Below are 20,604 nucleotides of genomic sequence, written 5' to 3'. Positions count from 1 at the left end.
AATTATTCAGCCGCGCGCTTTTTGCGCGGCTTTTTGGCCAGGGTGATGGTTTTCACCTCGCTTTCCACCCAGCCATCCTGCAGACGGGTTTTCAGCAGTTCACCCACCTGTGCCTGTTTGGTGGTTTTCAGCAGTTCGCCGCGTGGCGTTTGCGTCACGCTGTAGCCACGCGCCAGCGTTGCCAGCGGGCTGACCGCCTCAAGCTGGCTGCAGGCCACACCAAAGCGTTGACGCCAGGCGTTGAGCCGCCGCTCCAGCGCCTGCTGCAAACGGTATTCCTGCTGCTGCACGCGTTGCTGATAGCGATGAATGCGTGCCTGTGGCTGCATCTGCGCCAAGCGCTGTTGCGCCCGCTCGCCGCGGCGTGAAGAGACTCGCAGTTGGTTCTGCATACCATCTTCCAGCCGGCGCTGCAGTTTGAACAACAGCGTCTGCTGACGCGCCAGGCGCAGGTGCGGATGCTGTTGCTGCAAACGGTGGTTGATACGGGTGAACTGCTGCTGGCGCTGTGCCAGGTAGTAATCCATCGCCATTTCCATCCGCTGCTGCTGGGACTGCAACTGGCGCAGCAGCTCCAGCTGATTGCGGCTGACCAGTTCGGCGGCGGCGGAAGGGGTTGGTGCACGCAGGTCGGCGACAAAGTCGGCAATGGTGACGTCGGTTTCATGGCCGACGGCGCTGACGATCGGAATGCGGCTGGCGAAAATTGCCCGCGCCACGCGTTCGTCATTAAAACTCCACAGATCTTCCAGCGAACCGCCACCACGGCCGACGATCAGCACGTCACACTCGTCGCGACGGTTAGCCGTTTCGATGGCGCGCACAATCTGCAATGGCGCTTCTGCGCCCTGCACCGAAGTAGGGTAAATAATGATAGGCAGTGAAGGATCACGCCGTTGCAGCACCTGCAGCACATCGTGCAGCGCCGCACCGCTGGCGGAGGTAATAACCCCGACGCGTTTGGCCGGGCTGGGCAAGGGTTGCTTGAACTGTTGGTCGAACAGGCCTTCGGCGCTCAGGCGCTGTTTCAACTGGTCGAACTGCTGTTGCAACAGGCCGTCACCGGCAGGCTGCATGCTTTCGGCAATCAGTTGGTAGTCGCCGCGGGGTTCATACAGCGTAATGCTGGCACGAACCAGGACCTGTTGGCCATTCTGCGGACGGAAAGTGGTGCGGCGGTTAGTGTTGCGGAACATCGCGCAACGCACCTGCGCCCGATCGTCTTTCAGCGTGAAATACCAGTGGCCGGAAGAGGGTTGGGAGAAGTTGGAAATCTCGGCGGAGAGCCAAATCTGGCCCATTTCCATTTCCAGCAGCTGTCGAACCGTCTGATTCAGGCGGCTTACGGTAAAAATAGACGGCGAAACAGGTAGCGACATGTGACCCAGATCAAATTTCAAAACAAGCACTTAATTGGTCGATACTACATGGCTGAAAAAGGTAATCAAGAGTTTTTGTGCGAAAGTACTGGAGGCAACCGATTACGCTCTGTATAATGCCGCGGCAATATTTTATCTTTTTCACAGCCCACTCTGGTGAGATATTGCCCATGCTACGCATCGCAAAAGAAGCACTGACATTCGACGACGTTCTCCTGGTTCCAGCTCACTCTACGGTTCTGCCTAATACCGCTGAGCTCGGCACCCAATTGACCAAAACCATCCACCTGAATATCCCTATGCTGTCCGCAGCCATGGACACCGTTACCGAAGCCAATCTGGCTATCGCGCTGGCGCAGGAAGGCGGTTTAGGCTTCATCCACAAAAACATGTCCATCGAGCGTCAGGCTGAAGAAGTCCGCCGCGTGAAAAAACATGAAAGCGGCGTGGTCACCGATCCACAGGCCGTGACTCCGACTACCACCCTGAAAGAAGTGAAAGAACTGACCGCGCGTAACGGCTTTGCCGGCTACCCGGTCGTGACCGAAGAAAACGAACTGGTCGGCATCATTACCGGCCGTGACGTTCGCTTCGTCACCGATCTGAACCAGCCTGTTACCGCCGTGATGACGCCGAAAGAGCGCCTGGTTACGGTGAAAGAAGGTGAAGCGCGTGAAGTCGTGCTGCAGAAAATGCACGAAAAACGCGTAGAGAAAGCGCTGGTGGTAGACGACCAGTTCCATCTGCTGGGCATGATCACCGTCAAAGACTTCCAAAAAGCGGAACGCAAGCCAAATGCCTGTAAAGACGAGCATGGCCGTCTGCGCGTTGGTGCTGCGGTTGGCGCCGGTGCAGGTAACGAAGAGCGCGTTGATGCGCTGGTCGCTGCCGGCGTTGACGTCCTGCTGATTGACTCCTCCCACGGCCATTCCGAAGGCGTATTGCAGCGCATTCGTGAAACCCGCGCCAAATACCCGGATCTGCAGATCGTTGGCGGTAACGTCGCGACCGCTTCAGGCGCCAAAGCGCTGGCTGATGCCGGTGTTAGCGCAGTTAAAGTGGGTATCGGTCCTGGTTCCATCTGTACCACTCGTATCGTTACCGGCGTTGGTGTACCGCAGATCACCGCTATCGCCGACGCGGTTGAAGCGCTGGAAGGCACCGGTATTCCGGTTATCGCCGACGGCGGCATCCGTTTCTCCGGTGACATCGCCAAAGCCATCGCGGCTGGTGCATCCTGTGTGATGGTCGGCTCCATGCTGGCGGGTACCGAAGAATCTCCGGGCGAAATCGAGCTGTATCAGGGCCGTTCGTTCAAATCCTATCGCGGTATGGGTTCACTGGGCGCGATGTCCAAAGGCTCTTCCGACCGTTACTTCCAGACCGATAACGCCGCCGACAAACTGGTGCCGGAAGGTATCGAAGGCCGCGTGGCTTACAAAGGCATGCTGAAAGCGATTGTTCACCAGCAAATGGGCGGTCTGCGCTCTTGCATGGGCCTGACCGGCTGCGGCACCATCGACGAGCTGCGCACCAAGGCTGAATTTGTGCGCATCAGCGGCGCCGGCATTCAGGAAAGCCACGTGCACGATGTGACCATCACCAAAGAGTCACCGAACTACCGCATGGGTTAATGCTTTAACTTCTCCTGCGGGAGAAGCCGGGGTGGGGCGTAACGCTTCACCCCGAAAACACTATTTTCGCTCTTTTTCTCTGTTGCTGGAATTCGCCTCACATGACAAAAAATATCCATAAGCATCGCATCCTGATTCTGGACTTTGGTTCGCAATACACTCAACTGGTAGCACGCCGCGTGCGCGAAATCGGCGTTTACTGTGAGCTGTGGGCCTGGGACGTTAGCGAAGAGCAAATCCGCGAATTCAATCCAAGCGGCATCATCCTGTCCGGCGGCCCGGAAAGCACCACCGAAGCCAACAGCCCGCGCGCGCCAGAATACGTGTTCACCGCCGGTGTCCCGGTGCTGGGCGTATGCTACGGCATGCAGACCATGGCGATGCAGTTGGGTGGCCAGGTAGAAGGTTCCAACGAGCGTGAGTTCGGTTATGCCCAGGTGGAAATCACCACCGAAAGCGCATTGGTGCGCGACATCGAAGACGCACTGAGCCCGGCCGGCAAACCGCTGCTGGACGTGTGGATGAGCCACGGCGACAAAGTGACCGCTATCCCGGCCGACTTCGTGACCGTTGCCAGCACCGATACCTGCCCGTTTGCCATTATGGCCAACGAAGAAAAACGCTTCTACGGCGTGCAGTTCCACCCGGAAGTAACCCACACCCGTCAGGGCCAGCGTATGCTGGAGCGTTTCGTGCTGGATATCTGCCAGTGTGAAGCCCTGTGGACCCCGGCGACCATCATTGAAGATGCGGTAGAACGTATTCGTCAGCAGGTAGGTGAAGATCACGTGATCCTCGGCCTGTCCGGCGGCGTGGATTCTTCCGTTACCGCGATGCTGCTGCACCGTGCCATCGGCAAACGCCTGACCTGCGTGTTTGTCGACAACGGCCTGTTGCGCCTGAACGAAGCCGAACAGGTACTGGAAATGTTTGGTGACCACTTCGGCCTGAACATCGTTCACGTGGCGGCGGAAGATCGCTTCCTGAGCGCCCTGGCCGGTGTTGACGAGCCGGAAGCCAAGCGCAAAATCATTGGTCGCGTGTTCGTTGAGCTGTTCGACGAAGAAGCCTGCAAGCAATCTGAAGTTAAATGGCTGGCGCAAGGCACCATCTACCCGGACGTGATTGAATCCGCCGCTTCTGCCACCGGCAAAGCACACGTGATCAAGTCGCACCACAACGTGGGCGGCCTGCCGAAAGAGATGAAGCTGGGCCTGGTCGAACCGCTGAAAGAGCTGTTCAAAGACGAAGTGCGCAAAATTGGCCTGGAACTGGGCCTGCCGTACGACATGCTGTTCCGCCACCCGTTCCCGGGGCCAGGTCTGGGCGTGCGCGTGCTGGGCGAAGTGAAGAAAGAGTATTGCGACCTGCTGCGCCGCGCTGATGCCATCTTCATTGAAGAATTGCACAAGGCCGATCTGTACAACAAGGTCAGCCAGGCATTCACCGTGTTCCTGCCGGTACGTTCCGTTGGCGTGATGGGCGATGGCCGTAAATACGACTGGGTTGTTTCACTGCGCGCAGTGGAAACCATCGACTTTATGACCGCGCATTGGGCGCACCTGCCGTATGATTTCCTCGGCCGCGTCTCCAACCGCATCATCAACGAAGTGAACGGCATTTCCCGTGTAGTTTATGACATCAGCGGCAAGCCACCGGCTACCATTGAGTGGGAATGATTTGACGTTCGACAGCAACTAGCGAAGAACATAACCAAGCCCGCGTAAAAGCGGGCTTTTTTTTGTCTTTTTTCCGGCGCAGCCTGGCAATATTTGGCATCGCCAAGCACCACTTTTTTGTGGCATGGTAGCCGCTACGAGTCAGGGTATCCTCGCAGGAGGACTCACAATGGCTCCGTCATAAACAGGAATGGACAGATGCCCAACTCAACTTTGCGGATATGGTGTGCGGTCAGTGTGTTGTGTGTGGCTTCGTTCACTATGGTGACCTCCGAATTCGCTCCCATTGGCTTGTTATCGCAGCTATCAAACGACCTGAATCAAGATCCATCAACCATTGGGCTGACAGTAACGTTATATGCATGGATCGGTGCTGCCAGCGGCCTATTATCAAACTGGTTAAACCGTTGGATCCCGCGCAAGGCACTGTTGATCGCATTGATGTTTATACTGGCCGTCTCTAACGGCCTGGTGGCGTTATCCCCCGAATTCTCTATGTTGCTCGGTGCCCGCGCCGTCGGTGCATTGGCCCATGGCGTGTTCTGGGCCATCGTGGCTGCCACTGCCGCGCATATTGTGCCGACACACCGAATGGGGCTCGCCACCTCGATTGTTTTGGGGGGCATCACCATTGCTACGGTTATGGGCGTCCCGCTGATCAACCTGGTTGGCCAATACGATGGCTGGCGCACGGCCTTTCTATGCCTGGCCCTGCTGTGTGTCGTCAGTGCCGGTGCTATGGTGTTGGTGCTACCTACTATGCACATTCATTCTCTAGCCAAAGGTGTCGGATTCGCGGTGGTACTGCGCCGTAAGGATCTCTTGATTACGTATGTCATTACCGGACTGACGGCGGCCGCGCATTTTTGTGCCTATACCTTTGTCGAACCTTTTATTGGCCAGGTACCGGGCATGACGTCGTACTTGATTGCTGCCTTGTTGTTTGCCTTTGGGGCAGCCGGTTTCCTGGGTAACTTGCTGAGTGCACTCTTTATCGATCGCTACTTAAAGGTTTTCATTCTGGTGGCGTTGATGGTGATGGCGCTGGCCTTGGTGACTTTAGGCATCTACGGCCCGCCACTGGGTATTGTGGCCGTAGTGATCTTGCTGGTGATTTGGGGCGTGGCCATTTCCGCTTTGTTTACAGGTCTGCAGACCTGGGTATTGAGGATTGCCGGTGATCACACTGTACCGGCAACCGCGATCCATACGGCTGTATTGAACAGCGCGATTGGTCTGGGTGTGATTATTGGCGGGGAGGCGCTGAGTGTAGCTGGCTTTAAAGGTGCCATGTTGTCAGCCGGTGTAGTGGTTGTCCCTGCCATTATTCTGATGATGGCCTCGATTCCACGATCTCGAACAGAACCTGTTTCCTCGTAATCGCGCCTAAATTACAGTACGTTATATTTCTGCAACGGCGGTTAGCTAGACCGCCAGGTTTTGAAAAATCCGCCGGAGGTTTGATGACGACATTGCCAACACGAATACCACTGCCTGAAGAGCTTTACGCGTCATTAAGGCCGCTGAGATTAGACGATGTTGATGCGTGGTCGGCGTATTTGAGTAAACCTGGCGTGATTGAACATACCAGCTGGGGGGATGTCGGCCCGACAAACCTCGAAAAGTTGATTGCTGACTATGCCGAAGGCAAAGACTCGCTTCGTTGGGCCATTGTGGATCAGAGTGACAGTTTGCTCGGCACGGTAGGGTTGAACGAAATATCCCGCGATCATGGCCGGGCGGAAATTGCCTACGATCTTGACCCGAGCCACTGTGGCCGGGGCTTGGCGACTGAGGCGGCGAGTGCCGTTATTCATTGGACGCACACCGTTCTGGGCCTTCAGCGTGTTCAGGCTACGGTTCTTGATAGCAATATATTGTCGATTGCCGTCCTGGAGCGAGTGGGCATGCAGCGCGAAGGTTTAATCAGGCAATACCGCCGCGTGCGCGGGCAGGCCAGAGATTATTGGATGTACGCGGCCATTAATCGCACGGGGAATTGAGGCTGCCAACCTCAATTTTCATCCTGTTGGCTTTGCTCATCATATTTTTTCTGGCAGTCCTGAATCGTCTCCATATTCCCCAGCGTCCAATTAAACAGGATTGCAAACGGCTCCTGTAACGATTGGCCGAGTGGGGTCAGTGAATACTCGACGCCCAGTACCCGCCCATCCAACACCCTGCGTTTTACCATGCCGTTGCGCTCCAGCTTGCGCAGTGTCTGGGTCAGTACGCGCTGAGTGACGCCGTCAAGGCGGCGCTTAATCGCGTTGAAGCGCCGTGGCTCGCGAAGCACTTCCAGCACCATCATCGACCATTTATCCGCGATCTGGTCGAGAATGATTCGGCTTGGGCAGTCGGCCCGGTAGATAGGATCTGTCTCGTTCATAGGTATCCTCCAGCATCCCTGGGATGTTTAAAGTGCGTAATTGACCCTAGGTATGCAAAGTATACCATGCGGTGAACAGCACCCAAACCCGGTGCCACTTTCTTCCCCACCACCCAGGATATTGACATGACAGATACAGATTTCGGCAGGCTGAGTATTTCCCATGACCATGGCGTATCGACGATCACGATCGACAATCCTCCGGTCAACGTGCTTGATGTGTCTTTGATGTCGGAGATCAGCCGCTTTCTTGTTGCTGTTCGTGACGATCCGGACACGCGAGTGTTGGTATTCCAGAGCGCAAATACCGAGTTTTTTATTGCTCATGTCGACATGACCTTAATCGATGAGCCGCACGCTTTCGATGAGCTTGCACGCCATGCTCCAGAAGGCCTTAATCCGTTCCAGGCATTCGGTGAGCTTCTGCGGGAGCAGCCGCAGGTCACGATCGTCAAGCTTGCCGGGCTGGCACGCGGCGGTGGTGCCGAGTTTGTTGCGGCGGCCGACATGGCGTTTGCCGCCGAGGGGCTGGCGGGGCTTGCCCAGTGTGAGGCCTTGATGGGCATCACGCCCGGCGGTGGCGCTACCCAGTATCTGACCAGCCGGATGACGCGCGGTCGTGCGCTTGAAGTGATCCTGGGTGCCGAACTGATCGACGCCGCTACGGCGGAACGTTACGGATGGATCAACCGTGCATTACCTGCTGCCGAACTCGATGATTTCGTCGATCGGTTGGCTCGCAACATTGCGGCATTGCCCGAGGGCGTTATTGCGGCGGCCAAACAGGCGATGCCTGCACCAGATCTGCGGGAAGGCTTTTATCGTGAGCACGATGCCTGGGCTGGGCTGTTCGCACGGCCCGCAGCAGAAAAACTCATTCGGGGCGGATTGAAGGCAGGTGCCCAGACCCGGATTGGCGAGCGCAACCTTGAGGGCCTGCTGCGCGGCCTCGAGATCTAAAGGAATGCCACTCCTGAAATCGGACCCATGGGGAAACGGAATTCCGGCATGGGTTCACCGGTATAAAGCCTCCCGGCTAACTGGAGGCTGCCCATTGCGACAGCAATGCATAGAGTTTCGCGGGTTCCAGCGGTTTTCGCAGTACCAGATAACCTTCCTGTTCGGCCTCTTGCAAAGTGGGTGAGTTAAATTCCCCGCTGACCATGGCACCGCTGGTATTCGGCAGGCGTTCAAACAGCGCTTTCAATATATCGAACCCGCTCTCGCCAGAGCGGAGCCGTTGATCGCACAGCACGGCAAAAGGGCTGAAGCCTTCATCGATAATCGCAAATGCCTCCTCTGCACAGGCCGCACAGCGTACGGTGAGGCCCCAGGTGCTCATCAAACTCGACCAGGCGGAAGTCACCAGTGGGTCATCGTCCACCACCAGACAGGAACCGTACAGCGGCGCATAGCGGATGGGAGTGAGGCTATTTGAGTAACTGTTTGCGCTTTCTGGTAGCTCGCATTCGCCGTTGTAAAGGGCAAAGCGCATCCAGAAACGGGAACCCTTGCCTTCAACGGATTGCATGCCGTATTTCACCTTCATCAGTTTGGCGCAGCGTGCCACTACCGCCAGCCCTAATCCGTGGCCGGCACTATCGATTTTCCACGCCAGCTCAGGGCGATAATAGGGGGAAAAAACTTTGCCTTTCTCTTCGTCGGCGATGCCAACGCCGGTGTCCCAAACTTCAATTAAGCATTCCGCTCCCTGAGGGCGAATGGCTATCAGCACGCCTCCTTTTTGCGTATAACGCAGTGCATTTTGTATCAGGTTAATCAGTGATTGCCTGATGAGTAGCTGATCGCCCATCACATAAATTCGGCGCTTGGGCCGCCATGCCCGTAATGATAATGCCCGGCTGTTCGCCTCTTCGCGAAACAGGGTCATCACCGAGTCGAGCAGCATTCCAATGTCCACATGGGTCGTTGCCGTGCTGACGTTGCCGGATTCAATCTTGCTGAGATCGAGTAGGGAATTAAACATAAGATGCACGGATCTTACGCTTTGCTGCAGATCCAATAGCTGGGGGATGAGCGTGACATCGCGGTTTTTATGGATAATGGCTTCGATCAAAAAACCCATGGCGTGCACTGGTTGACGCAAATCATGACTGGCGGTAGTAAGAAATTGGTTTTTATCCAATAAGGCCTGCTCTGCTTCCTCTTTGGCCTGCCTGAATTGTTCCGCAAGACGGGAGCTTTCCTCTTCGAGGCGGGCTTGCTGGATAAAGAATTTATGGGAACTCAATGCGTGGCGGTAGATGGCGAACCCATAAAGCAGGTTAAGCATCAGCACAATAAGCATGACATCGTTTAATCGCCAGATGATGCCAATATTCAGTACGCTCCAGCAGGAAAAGAAAAACAGGGTAAAGGTGCTAATGACTGGCGTTAAATGTGTTGCGTTGGCCGCAACGATAGCCGCGATACTGATGTTCAATAATAAGAAAAAGTCAAAATTGTTTATCTGTGGCGTGATTATATATAACGAAGAAATACCCAGGCCATGAACGAAGGCAACTTTATTGATATGGGGTAGCCAGCGGCGAAGAATAACGTCTGCATCTTTTTTTAGTGTTTCTTTCTTATAGCTGCGATGCCATAACCTGATGGCGACGGCGCAGAACAAATATAAGACTATCCAAAGGCTAATCGGCCATAGGTTTTCACCCAGTAAATAAATCCAAATAGCGAAAGGAATACCAACAAAGGGCACTGCGCTGAAGCTAAATACCAGGCGTATAAATGTATTGTCCAGCAGACGGATTTGCGCACGGGGAGAAATACCATCATCTTGTAAAGATTGAAGTAACCTCATTATAATGGCCCCGATCTGCCGTGGAGCAGGGTGATCGCCTCTACCCGACTATTCACCCCTATTTTTTTCAGAATATTACTGATGTGCTCTTTAACTGTGGGCTCTGAAATTGAAAGTTGCGAGGCTATTCTTTTATTAGGAAAACCACGCAACATCATGGCAAGCACTTCAACCTGTCGCGGCGTTAGATTTAAATGTTGCAAATGGTTTTGGACGGGCGTTACACCCGTCGCATTATCCTGAGGAAACCATAGTCGATTGTCTGTGAGTGTGGCTACGGCTTTGGCGAATAATTCAGGAGATTCATTTTTAAGCACGAAACCGTGACCACCGGCTGCTCGAACCTTTTGCCATATTTCATTGTTGTCGTCGCCACTGACCACCAATAAGCGAATTTGTGAATAACGTTCATTCATCTCTTTGAGGAATTTAAGCGCCGTGCCATTGGATAGCCAAAAATCTATAACCATTAAACGAGGAGGGCCATTTAGCATAATGTGGCGATAGCAATGATCTTCGTTGGTCGCCATGTGGACATGTTTAAATCGACAATGCGTATTAAGAAAATTGGCGATGCCACTTGCCACCAAAGGATGGTCATCAACGACCAGTGCATACTCCTGTCCCAAAGCTAGCTCCTTCGTATAAACGTATCGGATGGTTCCGGTAATCTTTTATTATCCACCCTCCCTACTTTAGGAGGGTTTTTTCGTTTAGGAAAGAGAAATATATTATGCGGGGATTTGGATAAGATAAAACATAGAGCCATTCAGCGTTTGGATCTGTTTGGTTGAAAAGGATAATTTATGAAGAAACCATTTATCGCTCTGGCCGTTACTTTACTGGTCGCCGGTTGTTCAACGTTGAAAACCGATCAGGCAATACCTTTGCTGCAGGCGGAAACGGCTAAAATGCTGGGTCTGGGCTCATCAGACGAAATTACCGTGACCAATGTTAACGGCGCCCAGCCCGACGCACTCGGTGGACAAAAACTCACTTACCGCGCCACCACTGAAAAAGGGCGAATTTTCGACTGCTCTTCGATGATGATGCCAGGGTTTTTAGGATCTGCGCCATCGCTGACCGCCCCGAGCTGCACCCCGGTTGTCACGCATAAATAATCTCCTGTGGGCGTGAGCCGAGGGGAAAATCAGTATTGATCCGCAAGCCCAATAAGTTTGGCATCGAGGCGTTAGCGCTGGGGGGCAATAAGCTTGCGTCTCGATGGCAATCAGTTTGTGTTTGCGGCATTACGCACTCTACACCCTCTAATACATTGAATTTTTCATATAAATAATAATTTTGATGGCTCTAAGTTAATTAGGCCGGAGAGAAAACATGAAAGATAAAATATCGCATCATTTAGCGGTAAGAAAACCGCTTTCCAAAATTTACCTCGCACTTTTTTCCGCGCCATTGCTATTGATGGGGTCTGCCGATATGGCTCGGGCCGACGATGTCATATTCGATGGTGAATCCAAAGTGACAGAACCCTTAGCCTACAGCGGGAATGTTTACGTCGGTCGCAATCAAAGTGGAAACCTGTTGATAGATAATGGCCAGGTCGGCGGCTATAACATCAATATCGGCACCCGCTCAGACGGCAAAATTTATGAAAGCCTGGTCACGGTCAGAGGACCTAATGCGATATTGAGTGCCGTAAACGATCAAAATGTTCTGCGTGGCAGTTTAAACCTCGGCCAGGGGACATTGCGGGTTGAAGATGGCGGGCTGGCCAGTGCGAAAGAAATTATCGTCGGTACCACCGGAGGTTACGACAGCCATTTGAATGTTAAAGGTGCCGGTTCCAGGGTTACCAGCGACAGGCTTGGCATCGGTTTTGGGCAGGGCGCGCGCTCCACCCTGCTGATTGAAGATGGCGGGGTGGTGACAACTACGGCTGCCGCCAGAATAGACAGCGGATTCAAGCCTGATGAGGCCGACAAGCTGAACCCCAAAGCCACGGTGACGGGTAAAAACTCGCAGTGGAACATCAGCCAAACGCTCACGGCCAACGGCGATGTGGACGTGCTCAATGGCGGCGTGGTTAACGTCGGCAGCGCGGAAATTGCCGGCGTTTCCGGCTCGCGCAAAACTGCCGAGCTTTATATTGCTGGTGAAGGCTCGCGCTTTACCAGTGCCGGCAGCGTCAACGTGGGAGATTATGGCAACGGCGTGCTGTCGGTGGTGGACGGCGGAACATTCTCCGCCGGGGCTAACGAGCTGCGGTTGGGCGATACCGGCTCCGGTTCGAACAGGGGCGCGCTAATCATCGGCAGCCGCGGCAATATGGATACCGGCACCGGCCTGACCGAACCCACGCTCGGTGCGGCGGGCGGCGCGGGTACCCTTGATGCCCAAACGGTGGTCAATCTGCGCGGTGGGTTATTCGGTAGCTATGTGTACTTTAACCATACCTCCGACAACTATGATTTCCGCAATAAGATGGTTGGCGAAGGTGAGGTGATCAACACCGCCGGGCAGACGACGCTGAGCGGGGATCTTACCCAGCTTAAGGCGAACGTAACCGCCCGTGGCGGTAAAATCATCATTAACAGCGATATCAATACGCAGCCAGAAGACAGTCCTTTCGACGTGCAGACCCTGAATGCCGAGAATGGCGGTACGTTGATTCTTAATGCGACAGCCGGCTCCGACGTCAGCAATGGTCTGGGTTACAGCAGTGCTGCGTCAATCAAATCCGGCGGCACGCTGGGCGGCAATGGCACTTTAGGTCAGACAGAAATTCAGTCCGGTGGTCACATTTCCCCTGGCGACGGGAATATTGGCACTCTGACGCTGAAACGCTATCTGAACTTCATTGGTGAATCTTTCTACGACGTTGATATCGCCGGTGATGGCAGTAGTGACAAACTGCTGGTTACGGGTAAAACCACTATCAGCGATCAAGCGAAGGTGCTGGTGACTGCGCTGGACTCGCAAACCAGCTATCAGACCGGCCAAAGCTATCGTATTTTAACCTCGGAAGGGGGAATTGACGGGCAGTTCGCCGAAGCGGTCTCAAAATCTGCGTTCCTGGACGTTGCGCTCAAACACGAGGCTAACGCCGTGGATTTGACGATTGCGCAGAAAGGCGGCGGTGAGAACCCCGGCGGTGAAAATCCGGGTGGTGAGAACCCAGGCGGCGAGAACCCAGGCGGTGAAAATCCGGGAGGCGAAAACCCTGGCGGCGAGAATCCGGGGGGTGAAAACCCAGGCGGTGAGGGGCCGGGAGAAGGCAGCGGCAAGCCAGGTATTTTCCAGACGGTGGCACAAACCGACAACCAATGGAATACCGCGGGTGCGCTCTCGACTCTGGCGCAAGGTGGCCCTTCATTGGCCCTGTACAACTCACTGTTGTTATTGAGTGCGCCCGAAGCTCGTGAGGCATTCAATCAACTTTCTGGTGAGGTCTATCCCTCCATGCAATCTAATCTGATTGCCGGTAGCACCATGCTGTTCAATGTGCTCAATCAGCGCATGTTGCGCGCTTTTGATAACGATACGTTGCCCGTTCCGCCATTGGCGATGACGCTGGTTCAACCGGCGCAGGCCGAAAACAGTGGCGTGTGGGGGCAGACGTTTGGCTCATGGGCAAGAAACAGCGGTAACGACAACGTTGGAAAACTCGATGGCAACACCAGCGGCTTCCTGCTGGGGGCAGACCATAAATTAGCCGATAGTAGTGTTCGCGTTGGTGGATATTTTGGTTATAGCCGCGGTGATTATGATATCGATAGCCGCAGCTCCAAGTCCGACAGCGATAATTATCACCTCGGTCTGTATGCCGCAGGGCAGCAAGGCGCCTTCTCGTTACGTGGCGCGTTGGGTTACACCTGGCACCGGCTGGAAAATGAGCGCAACGTTAATTTCGGTAATTACTCGGATCGGCTTAAGGCAGACTATGATGCCGACTCGCTGCTGGCGTTCACCGAAGCGGGCTACCGTTTTGGGCAGTCGGACGCGAACCTTGAGCCATTCGTCAATCTGAGCTACATCCGTCTGCATACGGATAACTTCAAGGAAAGTGGCGGTGCCGCAGCGCTTAGCGTGCGTAATGAAACGATGAATACCTTCTATTCCACGTTAGGCGTGCGCGGTACGGTTGAACTGCCGCAGAACGTCAGTCTTTACGGCTCACTGGGTTGGCAGCATGCCTACGGCGATAAAACCACCTCTTCGCGTATGGCCTTTGCCGGCAGCGATGCGTTTACCACGCAGGGCACCGCAGTTGATGACAACCTGATGGTGGCGGACGTCGGGGTGAGCGTGAAGCTGTCGCGCTCCACTAGCCTGGATCTCGGCTATCAGGGGCAATACGGTTCCGATACCCAGGTTAATGCCGTTAATGCCAACATCCGATGGTCATTCTGATTTCTTGATAAATTCGGTTTTGTTATAACGGGGTATCGTTGGGTAACAGATTATCGTTGCCTGGCGGTATCTCGTCTCTCTGTGGCAGGTCTGGGTCCTCGGACGAAGAGTGCTCAAGCAGCTTAAATAATTCGGTTCGTTCATCCTCGCTCAAGTCCCGCCATTCGCCCAGCGCTAACCCTTCCAGACTGATGTTCATAATGCGCACGCGCTCAAGTTTGGTGACTTGATAGCCAAAGTATTTACACATACGGCGGATTTGGCGGTTAAGCCCCTGCACCAGCGTAATGCGTAACACCTGCGGAGCTTCTTGCTCCACCTGGCATTTATGGGTCACCTTGCCCAATATCGGCACGCCCGCGCCTATGCCCTGAATAAACTCATCGGTCAGCGGTTTGTCGACGGTGACCAGGTACTCTTTTTGGTGATTGTTGCCGGCGCGCAGGATCTTATTGACCAGTTCACCGCGGTTGGTCAGAAAAATCAGCCCCTGAGAGTCTTTATCCAGGCGGCCGACGGGGAAGGTGCGCTGGCTGTGGTTAACGAAATCACCGATGTTGTTCGGCACGTGTTTACCCATGCTGGTGATGATGCCCACGGGTTTATTCAGCGCGATCAGCACCAAATCTGCATCATTACGCGGCTCTATCCGTTGCCCGTTAACACTCACAACATCCCCAATAAATACCGGCGCACCCACCTCGGCCAGGTTATCGTTGATAAAAACCTTACCCAGTTTGATATAGCGATCGGCCTGACGGCGGGAACAGATACCGCTGTCGCTAATGTATTTATTCAGGCGAATGGATGATTGAGTTGGCATGGTGTCCCCGTAAAACGCGGACTATACATCACCCGAGGGGCATTGCGAAGATTGCTTAAAATTGCACATCGTCAAAGGCCTGTTTTTCATGGCAGTATAGTGCTCCCAATAACGGGCGCTCTGCCATTAAACGAGGCTGACTCATTGAATAAAATAGCACTTTCGTTCTCACTGACTCTACTGCTTGCCGCATCCGTGATGCCTGCGCAAGCGAAGCAAAACTCATCCCTCAAGTCGCCAGCACCAGGCGTGTTGTGCGACCGTTATGCCTGTGCGAATGGCACCGATGGCATTTCCCGCCCATTGACCGAAAAGTATCTCGGCAAGAAAGTCGCCAGCAAACTGTATTCGCAAGGTGACTTCGACCCGACCGAATTCACCTTTGCCAATGGCATTTTCTGCGATGTCAAAGAGCGACTGTGCCGCGAGGATCGCTACTACGGCGAAGGCGGTAAACGCACCGGAGCCGTTTCCAGGAAATACACCGAGCTGCTTTTCGGTCATTAATGACCCAGCATGTGCCTGGCTAAGGCTCCGTCGACCTTCACCACCCGAGTATTCAGTGGCGTAAGAACCTGCCCGGTGCTGCCGGTCGGCGTCATGCGCGGGATCGGCTGGCCGCTATCGCTTTCTACCAACGTTGATCTTGCCTCTTGTGCGTCAAACAGATAATCCTCCCCCCACTGGCGCAGGCCGACGATAACCGGGAACAGGGCGCGCCCCTTGTCGGTGAGAATATATTCCTGATAGGCGCTGCCGTCCGAGGCAGGGGCAATCTCCAAAATGCCGTGCGCCACCAGGGTACGTAGCCGGGTGGAGAGGATATTCTTCGCCATCCCCAGTCCCTTTTGAAACTCACTGAAGCGGCGCACGCCGTCGAAGGCATCGCGCACAATCAGCAGCGACCACCAGTCACCAATCACATCCAGCGTACGTGCCACCGGGCACTGCGCATCTTCCAGACTTTTACGTTTCATGGCTTTCCATTCCTGTAGCGACAACTGGTTGCATTATAAAACCTCTGTGCGTAAAGTTCATTGGGTTTAATAATGAAACCACTTTGGAGCGAACGATGAGTGATAAAACGCTGGATCCGATTTGTGCCGCGCAGAGCAGAGCGCTGAGTCGCCTGCCAGCATCGCTGGTGTTATTGCTGGCGGGGGCCAGTGCCTTTAGCGTGGCGAATGTGTATTACGCACAACCTTTACTGGACGCCATTGCTCAGGATTTTCATATCAGCCTGGCGTCGGTGGGCATGGTGATCACCGTCACTCAGTTAGGCTGCGCATTGGCATTGTTGCTGGTGGTGCCGTTGGGCGATCGGGTTAATCGTCACCGGCTGCTGGCGGTTCAGCAACTGCTGCTGATTACCGCACTTTGTGTGGTCGGTTGGGCGAACAGCAGCCTGTTATTACTGGTCGGCATGCTGCTGGTGGGGTTACTGGGTACCGCCATGACCCAGGGATTGGTCGCCTTCGCCGCCACCTTGGCAGCGCCGCATGAGCGGGGACGGGTAGTGGGTGCCGCGCAAGGCGGTGTGGTTCTTGGGTTGTTATTGGCGCGCACGCTTTCCGGCGCAATGGCGGATATCGGCGGCTGGCGCGCGGTTTACTTTTTCTCGGCGGCGGTAACCCTGCTCCTGTTGCCGGTGCTTGCGCGTCTGTTGCCCGTCCCGCACACAGCGCCTTCAACACTCAGTTATCCGGCGCTGTTGCGATCAATGCTGACGTTGCTGTGGCGCGATCGCACGCTGCAGATCCGCGGCATGCTGGCGCTGCTGATGTTTGCGGCATTCAGCATTTTCTGGAGTGCTCTGGTTCTGCCACTCAGTCAGGCGCCGTTTAATTTTTCACATTCGCTGATTGGTGCCTTTGGTCTGGTGGGGGCGGTGGGTGCGCTGGCGGCGGTTCGTGCCGGACATTTGGCCGATCGCGGTCTGGGGCAGTTGGCAACCGGTATCTGTCTGTTGCTGTTGGTGCTGGCCTGGGTGCCGCTCGGCCTGCTGAGTTACGGGCTGGGATGGCTGGTTATAGGCATTGTGCTGCTCGATCTGGCCGGACAGGCCATTCACGTGTTGAATCAGAGCCTGATTTTCAGCGCACATCCGCAGGCTCACAGTCGGTTAGTCGGCTGCTACATGCTGTTCTACGCGGTGGGTAGCGGGCTGGGTGCCTTTGCCAGTACCCACGTATTCGCAGTGGCGGGCTGGTACGGCGTGTGTTGGCTGGGGGCGAGCGTCAGCCTGGCGGCCTTGTTGTTCTGGGGGCTGACGCTGCGTGCCATGCCGGCCTCAGATGCGGCGCATTAGCGGCATCCTTTCGGTTCTGGGACAGGAGTCACATATAAAATTCAGTACCCCCATTGTTTGTCATAATTCACCGCGATACTGTTATGTAATCTGGTTTAAACCAATAAAGTGAGCTATGGAAAACAACTCTACCGTTGAACTGGCCAAGCAAAGGCTTAATGACTGGCTGAGTCAGGGCGCAATAGCCCCCGGCGACAAGCTTCCTTCGGAGCGAGAGCTGGGGGAATTGCTGAACATTAAACGCATGACGCTGCGTCAGGCGCTGCTGTTCCTGGAAAGTGAGTCGAGGATATTCCGTAAGGATCGTCGGGGTTGGTTTGCAGCATTGCCACGCTTTAACTACAACCCCAATTCGTCTACCAGCTTCAAACAGGCGGCCATTGAGCAGGGCCGTTCTCCTTCCTGGGGCTATATGACCAAGGAGCGGGTTTTGACGGCACCGGCGGCCATTTGCGATTTACTGCAGCTTAGTGAAGGGGCGGAGATCTACAAAATCTGTGGCTGGGGAGCGCTGGATAATCACATCGTGTTTTATCACGAAACCTTTATCAGTCCGCGGGTGGCACCCGACTTCATCGAACGCCTGGGTGAGAACTCGTTTGCCGATGTATGGGAAAACGCCTACGGAACCGCGACTCGCACCCATCATTTGGCTTTTAAGCCGACCCGATTGTCCGGTGATGCCTGCAAGGTGATGGGCGGCAACGCCAGCACGCCGTCGATTCTGGTAGAGAAGCATCGTGCCGATGCCCAGCGCCGTATCGTGCAGGTGGATATCGAATACTGGCGCTTCGAGTCGGTGGATTTTTTCATTAACTTATAGGTGAACACCATGGATCGTTTAACGGCGGAGAAAGTTCTTCTGCGGGCGCAGAATTTGCCACTTTATCTGCATGCCTACGCCTTTCATCTCAATATGCGCATGGAGAAAATCCTGCCTGAGGATCTGCTGACCATTGCTCATCAGCAGCAACTGCGCGGCGTGAAAGTGCATGTATTGGATGGGGAAAGTCAGGCGCTTTGCCACGCCGATGATGCCCGCCTTCGCAACTTTGGTGAGCAGGCACAGCGCTATGGGTTGGATATCCATATCGAAACCAGCGCTTCCGACTCGCAGACCATCGATCAGGCGGTGAACATTGCCCTTAAATCCGGTGCCAGTTCGGTGCGCTTCTATCCGCGCTATCAGGGGGCATTGCAGCAAGTGTTGGCGCGCATTGCCGAAGATATTCAGTACATCAAGCAGCGTTATCAGCACAGCGGTCTGAGCTTTACTTTGGAGCAGCACGAGGATCTTAAAAGTCATGAACTGGTTAGCCTGGTTCGGGCGGCAGATTTCCCGCAGCTTTCCCTGTTATTTGATTTCGCCAACATGATCAACGCCAATGAAGAGCCGCTGACGGCATTGGCGGTAATGGCTGAAGATATCACCCAGGTACATATCAAGGACGCACTGATCGTGCGTGAAGATCAGGGAATGGGGCACCGGGCCTGTATTTCCGGGCAGGGGGATTTACCCTTCCGGGAATTGTTGCTGGGGCTAATTTGCCTGGGCGAAGAGCGGCCGCAGGTTACCGCTTATGGGTTGGAGGAAGAAGTGGATTATTACGCGCCGCCATTTCGTTTTAACGGAGAGGGCGATAACCCACATATTCCATGGCGGGAGATGAGTGAAACCGCGTTACCGGAACAAGGGCTGGAGGAACGGCTTAAAAAAGAGGTTCAGGATGCATTAAATCAAATTCACCATGTTCGCACCATTACTGACAGTTTGATAAAGCAAGCCCGGGAGCTGCTAACCCCGGCATAATATAATAAATAAATTTATAAATAACACATTCTCAATGATGTGGAGAAACATTCGTCCTGTCACTGAGGTAACAACACCGCTTATTATCTAATGGCTGTGAGGGGATTATGCTGACTAAAAAAAGATGGGCACTATTTAGCTTGTTGGTCTTATGTGGCGGGACAATATATAAATTACCCTCCCTTAAGGATGCGTTTTATGTGCCGATGCAAGAATACTTTCACCTGAGTAACGGGGAAATTGGTAACGCCATGTCGGTCAACTCGATTGTGACCACCATTGGCTTCTTCTTGTCGATTTATTTCTCTGATCGCCTGCCGCGCCGCTTTACCATGTCGTTTTCACTGATCGCCACCGGCTTGCTTGGTATTTATCTATCCAGCATGCCGGGCTACTGGGGTATTCTGTTTGTCTGGGCGTTGTTTGGGGTCACCTGTGACATGCTGAACTGGCCGGTGCTGCTCAAATCGGTGAGTATGCTGGGGGACAGCACTCAACAGGGGCGGCTGTTCGGCTTTTTCGAAACCGGTCGTGGCGTGGTGGATACCGTGGTGGCGTTTTCCGCACTGGCGTTGTTTACCGCTTTTGGCAGCGGCTACCTTGGCTTCAAGGTTGGGATACTGTTTTATTCAGCGATCGCCATTATCGTCGGGATTATTATTCTGTTGGTGATGAAGGAAAGCCCGGAGGAAAAAACAACCTCTAAGAGCGAAGCGCCAGCCGATAAAAAACCGGGCATGAGCAGCGTATTAAAAAATAAAACGGTTTGGCTGATTGCCTTCAGCGTCTTCTGTGTATATGCCGTCTATTGCGGGCTGACGTTCTTTATTCCTTTCCTGAGCCATGTCTATGCATTGCCGATTGCGCTGGTGGGTGCCTATGGGATTATTAATCAGTATTGCCTGAAAATGGTCGGTGGGCCGATTGGCGGTTTGATCGCGGATAAAGTATTAAAGTCCCCCAGCAAGTATTTATTCTACACCTTTATTATCAGCGCCATTGCGCTGGCATTATTGATCCTGTTGCCACATGAGCAAATGCCGGTGTATTTGGGCATGGCCTGTACGCTGGGATTTGGGGCGGTGGTCTTTACCCAACGCGCGGTGTTCTTCGCCCCGATCGGTGAGGCGGGGATTGATGAGGAACATACCGGTGCGGCGATGGCGTTGGGTAGTTTTATCGGCTATGCCCCGGCGATGTTTTGCTTCAGCCTGTACGGCCACATTCTCGATGCCTTCCCAGGGCTGACCGGCTACAAGATTGTCTTTGGCCTGATGGGCATGTTTGCCTGCGCCGGGATCATCGTGTCGGGGCTGCTGGTTAGAAATATCCGCGCACGCGGCAAATTGACCCCGGCGGTTTCTGCCGTCTGACCTGGTGTTTATTA

General features: G+C 54.3%; 18 protein-coding genes. 12 read left to right on the top strand and 6 right to left on the bottom strand.

Annotated elements, in window-relative coordinates; all coding sequences use genetic code 11:
* Window positions 1-2 precede the first annotated feature (2 nt).
* Window positions 3-1,379 carry an exodeoxyribonuclease VII large subunit gene (xseA, locus tag SERS4_RS0119110; RefSeq protein ID WP_026142492.1) on the bottom strand — a complete coding sequence of 459 codons (1,377 nt, stop codon included), beginning with the start codon at window positions 1,377-1,379 and terminating at the stop codon, window positions 3-5.
* A 170-nt stretch (window positions 1,380-1,549) separates the two neighbouring features.
* On the opposite strand from xseA, the gene guaB reads away from it, so the two are divergent.
* The 4 genes from guaB (at window position 1,550) to SERS4_RS0119090 (ending at window position 6,695) form a co-directional block, all read left to right on the top strand.
* A complete protein-coding gene (guaB, locus tag SERS4_RS0119105) occupies window positions 1,550-3,013 on the top strand; it encodes an IMP dehydrogenase (RefSeq protein WP_012146304.1) in 1,464 nt (487 codons plus the stop codon).
* A gap of 101 nt (window positions 3,014-3,114) precedes the next feature.
* Window positions 3,115-4,692, top strand: a complete 1,578-nt coding sequence (guaA, locus tag SERS4_RS0119100) for a glutamine-hydrolyzing GMP synthase (RefSeq protein ID WP_012146303.1) — start codon at window positions 3,115-3,117, stop codon at window positions 4,690-4,692.
* Between the two features lie 198 nt (window positions 4,693-4,890).
* A complete protein-coding gene (locus tag SERS4_RS0119095; RefSeq protein WP_026142490.1) occupies window positions 4,891-6,072 on the top strand; it encodes an MFS transporter in 1,182 nt (393 codons plus the stop codon).
* 83 nt (window positions 6,073-6,155) lie between these two features.
* A complete protein-coding gene (locus SERS4_RS0119090; RefSeq protein ID WP_017893674.1) occupies window positions 6,156-6,695 on the top strand; it encodes a GNAT family N-acetyltransferase in 540 nt (179 codons plus the stop codon).
* A gap of 11 nt (window positions 6,696-6,706) precedes the next feature.
* Here the strand turns inward: SERS4_RS0119090 and SERS4_RS0119085 are convergent, their stop codons facing one another.
* Complete coding sequence (locus SERS4_RS0119085) at window positions 6,707-7,081, bottom strand: helix-turn-helix domain-containing protein (protein WP_017893673.1); 375 nt, start codon at window positions 7,079-7,081, stop codon at window positions 6,707-6,709.
* Window positions 7,082-7,207: 126 nt separating this feature from the next.
* On the opposite strand from SERS4_RS0119085, the gene SERS4_RS0119080 reads away from it, so the two are divergent.
* The gene (locus SERS4_RS0119080; protein ID WP_017893672.1) at window positions 7,208-8,041 is read left to right on the top strand and encodes an enoyl-CoA hydratase/isomerase family protein; all 834 of its coding nucleotides are present in this window, start codon (window positions 7,208-7,210) and stop codon (window positions 8,039-8,041) included.
* Between the two features lie 76 nt (window positions 8,042-8,117).
* Here the strand turns inward: SERS4_RS0119080 and SERS4_RS0119075 are convergent, their stop codons facing one another.
* Both SERS4_RS0119075 and SERS4_RS0119070 read right to left on the bottom strand, forming a co-directional pair.
* Window positions 8,118-9,902: a hybrid sensor histidine kinase/response regulator gene (locus SERS4_RS0119075; RefSeq protein WP_017893671.1), complete on the bottom strand. Its 1,785-nt coding sequence runs from the start codon at window positions 9,900-9,902 to the stop codon at window positions 8,118-8,120.
* Window positions 9,902-10,531, bottom strand: coding sequence for a response regulator transcription factor (locus tag SERS4_RS0119070; protein WP_017893670.1), 630 nt, complete (start codon window positions 10,529-10,531; stop codon window positions 9,902-9,904). The genes SERS4_RS0119075 and SERS4_RS0119070 overlap by 1 nt, the downstream gene beginning before the upstream one ends.
* A 177-nt stretch (window positions 10,532-10,708) precedes the next feature.
* Between SERS4_RS0119070 and SERS4_RS0119065 the strand changes: the two genes are divergently transcribed.
* Together SERS4_RS0119065 and SERS4_RS0119060 are read left to right on the top strand one after the other, a co-directional pair.
* Entirely contained in the window at window positions 10,709-11,023 is a 315-nt protein-coding gene (locus SERS4_RS0119065; protein WP_012146296.1) for a hypothetical protein, read from the top strand.
* A gap of 217 nt (window positions 11,024-11,240) precedes the next feature.
* Entirely contained in the window at window positions 11,241-14,276 is a 3,036-nt protein-coding gene (locus SERS4_RS0119060; RefSeq protein ID WP_017893669.1) for an autotransporter domain-containing protein, read from the top strand.
* A 22-nt stretch (window positions 14,277-14,298) separates the two neighbouring features.
* Here SERS4_RS0119060 and rluF read toward each other — a convergent pair whose 3' ends face one another.
* On the bottom strand, window positions 14,299-15,099 hold the full coding sequence (rluF, locus tag SERS4_RS0119055; RefSeq protein ID WP_017893668.1) for a 23S rRNA pseudouridine(2604) synthase RluF: 801 nt from the start codon (window positions 15,097-15,099) through the stop codon (window positions 14,299-14,301).
* Window positions 15,100-15,297: 198 nt separating this feature from the next.
* Here rluF and SERS4_RS0119050 point away from each other — a divergent pair, with 198 nt between their 5' ends.
* A complete protein-coding gene (locus SERS4_RS0119050) occupies window positions 15,298-15,606 on the top strand; it encodes a YcgJ family protein (RefSeq protein WP_051071215.1) in 309 nt (102 codons plus the stop codon).
* On the opposite strand, the gene SERS4_RS0119045 is transcribed toward SERS4_RS0119050, so the two are convergent.
* Complete coding sequence (locus tag SERS4_RS0119045; RefSeq protein ID WP_017893666.1) at window positions 15,603-16,076, bottom strand: helix-turn-helix domain-containing protein; 474 nt, start codon at window positions 16,074-16,076, stop codon at window positions 15,603-15,605. The two genes, SERS4_RS0119050 and SERS4_RS0119045, sit on opposite strands and share 4 nt — an antisense overlap.
* A gap of 95 nt (window positions 16,077-16,171) precedes the next feature.
* Between SERS4_RS0119045 and SERS4_RS0119040 the strand changes: the two genes are divergently transcribed.
* The 4 genes from SERS4_RS0119040 to SERS4_RS0119025 all read left to right on the top strand — a co-directional run bounded on the left by SERS4_RS0119040 (window position 16,172) and on the right by SERS4_RS0119025 (window position 20,590).
* Entirely contained in the window at window positions 16,172-17,407 is a 1,236-nt protein-coding gene (locus SERS4_RS0119040) for an MFS transporter (protein ID WP_017893665.1), read from the top strand.
* 115 nt (window positions 17,408-17,522) lie between these two features.
* Entirely contained in the window at window positions 17,523-18,230 is a 708-nt protein-coding gene (locus tag SERS4_RS0119035) for a UTRA domain-containing protein (protein WP_017893664.1), read from the top strand.
* A gap of 9 nt (window positions 18,231-18,239) precedes the next feature.
* Window positions 18,240-19,217 (top strand): sugar phosphate isomerase/epimerase, encoded by a 978-nt coding sequence (locus tag SERS4_RS0119030; protein WP_017893663.1) that lies wholly within the window; start codon window positions 18,240-18,242, stop codon window positions 19,215-19,217.
* A gap of 107 nt (window positions 19,218-19,324) precedes the next feature.
* On the top strand, window positions 19,325-20,590 hold the full coding sequence (locus tag SERS4_RS0119025; RefSeq protein ID WP_026142488.1) for an MFS transporter: 1,266 nt from the start codon (window positions 19,325-19,327) through the stop codon (window positions 20,588-20,590).
* Window positions 20,591-20,604 lie beyond the last annotated feature (14 nt).

The organism is Serratia sp. S4 (assembly GCF_000347995.1).
Taxonomy (GTDB): domain Bacteria; phylum Pseudomonadota; class Gammaproteobacteria; order Enterobacterales; family Enterobacteriaceae; genus Serratia; species Serratia quinivorans.
Note: the sequence above shows the minus strand (reverse complement) of the source record. Positions and strands in the feature narration are given on the sequence as shown.